The sequence below is a fragment of the Streptomyces aureocirculatus genome, from assembly GCF_000720475.1.
GTDB lineage: Bacteria > Actinomycetota > Actinomycetes > Streptomycetales > Streptomycetaceae > Streptomyces > Streptomyces aureocirculatus.
Genome location: NZ_JOAP01000145.1, coordinates 1 through 689 on the forward strand (window position 1 = coordinate 1; position 689 = coordinate 689).

General features: G+C 67.8%; 1 protein-coding gene. It reads right to left on the minus strand.

Annotated features, from left to right (window positions below; translation table 11 throughout):
* A partial coding sequence (locus IG78_RS43635) for a condensation domain-containing protein (protein WP_037703436.1) occupies nucleotides 1-689 on the minus strand: 689 nt, incomplete at both ends.

The window sequence follows — 689 nt, forward strand, 5'->3', positions numbered from 1 at the left end:
CATCACCGGCCACCACCCCACGACCAGCCAGCAGATGCGCAAGCCTCGACGACGCCTCATCCACCTCCCGATACGTCCACGACCGCCCACCGAACACCAGGGCCTCCGCATCCGGACACCGCCGCACCTGCGCGGAGAACAACTCCGGCACCGACACCACACCCACCGACTCCGACAACACCCGCCGGTTACCCAACACGTCCAACTGAGCCGACTCCCCCGCACCCAGCACATCCACCGACGCCACCGGACGCTCGGCGTCGGCGGCCATAGCGGTCAGCAACTGCTGCCAGCGCGCCATGACACGTTCCATGGTCTCGGGGTCGAACACGTCGGCGCGGTACTCGACCACGCCTCCGATCCCGGCGGGCCTGCCGCTGTCCGTGAACCGTTCGCGCAGGCTGAACGCCACGTCCATGCGGGCGGCGCCGATGTCGACGGATGCGATGTCGATGTCGAGCCCCGGCACCGGGATGTCGGGCACGGTGTCGTTCTGCCAGGCGAAGAGGGCCTGGATCAGTGGGTGGTGGGCCTGTGTCCGCACCGGGTTGAGCCGGTCCACAAGAGCGTCGAAGGGCACATCCTGATGAGCGAACGCATCCAGACTCCGCTCCCTGACCTGCTCAAGCAGCTCACCGAAAGTCAACTCGCCCGCGACCCGCGTCCGCAGCACCAGCGTGTTGACGAAG